The sequence below is a fragment of the Propionispora vibrioides genome, from assembly GCF_900110485.1.
GTDB lineage: Bacteria > Bacillota > Negativicutes > Propionisporales > Propionisporaceae > Propionispora > Propionispora vibrioides.
In genome coordinates this window covers 1-2,441 of the sequence record NZ_FODY01000056.1, presented here as the reverse complement: position 1 = coordinate 2,441, position 2,441 = coordinate 1, and the positions used below count along the sequence as shown (strand labels likewise).

The following is a 2,441-nucleotide window of genomic DNA, read 5'->3' as shown; positions in this document are numbered from 1 at the left end:
TAAGTAAATGCTGCTATGAAGAGCCGGATGCCTTAATAGGGCAAGTCCGGTTCCGTGAGGGGGGCTGGAATGTGAGTTCCGCCTCTACTCGACTGGTGTCCCCTAAAGAGGGGAGAAGCCCTCATATCGCTGACGTTAAGGCGGTATAAAAAGCGCCATTACTTTGTTTGGTGGCTGTAAGTTGATCTTGTACGGATTTTCATTTTTGGTCCTTTTTATCTATCGGACGCGGAGTTCAAGAGCCGCTCATCAATCCATGAGAGGATGCGCTCATTTGCAAGCAATTTAGCTCCGCACTGGCCATGCTCGCCCGCGCCTTCCTCCGAACTAAACAACATAAAGCTTTTCTCGCAGGTAAGCGCGTCATAAAGCGGCCTGGCCTGACCGGACATCAGCTTATCTTCCTCGGCATCCACAATGAGCGTAGGACATTGGATTTTTTCTGCGACGCCTTCCATGGTAAAGTCTTTTATCTTCAGAATAAATTGAGCGGGGGTATTGACTCCAAAGACAAACATACCGTGCTCAAAGCCCCATTTGAGAGTAGGATTGGTTTTTAACATTTGGTCCAAGCTTTGATTGAGTTTGTCCGGGTCGGTACTGGCCATGTCAAGAAAATGGCTATCGGGCAATAGGTTTTTAAGAGTATCTGAAAAGCTATATACTCCGCCATTTGCGATGCAGGCGGCAAGACGATGTTCATAGGCAGCCGCTCTGGGTGCCAGATATCCGCCCAGGCTTACACCCATCAAAACGATTTTGTCAGGGTCGATGCCATCCAGGGAGAGGACAAAATCCACGATGGGTGTCACGACCGACTCATAGTCGTACCGGAAGTACAGATTCTGCCGGCGTAAGGCCTCGCCCTGCCCCGGCCCCTCAAATACGAGGCAGTTCATGCCGTGTTCCAGGGCGGCCATGGCCATTCCGTACAATTCTTCTTTTGTACCATCAAAACCGGTCATTAGAATCAGCACGGGGCTCGGGCTTAATGCTTTTTGGCACTTGTAATAATGCCCGGGCAACGTTGTTCCTTCATAGGGAATTTTGACTGCTTTAATCACCGGATCGTTCAGTTCCATCACTTTTTCAAAACAAGTGAAGCTCGCTTCGGACAGTTCGTTGATCCTTGGATCATTTGGGTTTCCATGCAGATAAAATTCTGCTGAACGGTAATAATTATAGGCCCTTAGATATGTCTTTCTTGCACTAACCGGATGCCCGTTTTTTAAATAATCGTCCGCAGTCGCATGGAGTCTTTTGGCCGTCACGGTCCACTCCTTGCACCAACTGTTATCATCGCCTTCTGTTATTTTCTCTGCAGTGGTGAGGACCTCCCCGATATCAGCCATACCGTACGCCGTTTCGCTGAGCAATCTTAAAGTCTCAAAAGCAAACGAATCATCTCTGAATACTATATTCTTCATAAGGGATCTTCCTTTCGCTATTCTTCTTGTGTGTTTTCAATGATCCTACAACATGTTGTATAATTATAAATATAGACTTCAATTTCTCTGTCATCAACCGTCAATCACGGCTGGACTGTCGGATTCTTTTAAGCGAAGGGAAGGGAATCAGATGAAGCATAATCCTGAAATTACCGCGCAAACAAGGAAAAACCTGATGGATGCGTTTTGGGACCTGTACAGCAAAGAAGGGATTAAGAAAACATCAGTGCGAGATATCGTCGGTAAGGCAGGGTACAACCGAAGCACATTTTATGAATATTTTACCGATGTCTACGATGTGCTGGAGCAAATAGAAGCCTCTATTTTACCGGATATAGAAAAGCACCAAAACATCATAATGAAAACGGGTGTTCGTCTGCCACTCAAACATCTTACCGAGGTGTACAGCCAAAATAAAAAGTACTTTGTTGTCCTATTAGGGAAAAACGGCGATCCTACTTTTCAAGAAAAAATTAAAAACGTATACAAAGCATTGTTACGGCCGCACCTTCAATCACTCGGTGCGGATGACTTTATATTGGAATGCACGTTGGAATATGCGATATCCGCTTTCCTTGGGGTGATGACGTATTGCTTTACGCAGGAAGAAGACCCGGATATCGAAAAAATGGTCCAACTCCTGTGGAGCCTTATGAACGACGGCGTGATAAAAAATTTTAAATGGAATGTCTCAAATAGTGATGGATTACAATACGGATTATAATTTATGACATGATTGATGCACAGGATTACGTTATGAATCTATCTCAGTATATTTTTCAATAATTCAATGGCTGAGCAGTGTTATGATATCGGCATGTCAGAAGAGCGAAATAGGGGCGGTACTAATGATTCTGATTTAATATTCACAAGCTTAAACAGTATCACAAATCAAGATTCTGTGGAACCGTCCCGTGCGCCAAGAAGCGCACGGAGTAAAGCGGGTGGAAATCCCGCCAGAGAAGGTCTAGCCAGCCACTCTGTATCCAGCCT

2 protein-coding genes are annotated in these 2,441 nt (G+C 45.2%); one reads left to right on the top strand and one right to left on the bottom strand.

What is annotated here, in order from left to right; all coding sequences use genetic code 11:
* Nucleotides 1-215 precede the first annotated feature (215 nt).
* Nucleotides 216-1,427 (bottom strand): alpha/beta hydrolase family protein, encoded by a 1,212-nt coding sequence (locus BMW43_RS20810; protein WP_091752474.1) that lies wholly within the window; start codon nucleotides 1,425-1,427, stop codon nucleotides 216-218.
* Between the two features lie 151 nt (nucleotides 1,428-1,578).
* Between BMW43_RS20810 and BMW43_RS20805 the strand changes: the two genes are divergently transcribed.
* Complete coding sequence (locus tag BMW43_RS20805) at nucleotides 1,579-2,172, top strand: TetR/AcrR family transcriptional regulator (protein WP_091752471.1); 594 nt, start codon at nucleotides 1,579-1,581, stop codon at nucleotides 2,170-2,172.
* Nucleotides 2,173-2,441 lie beyond the last annotated feature (269 nt).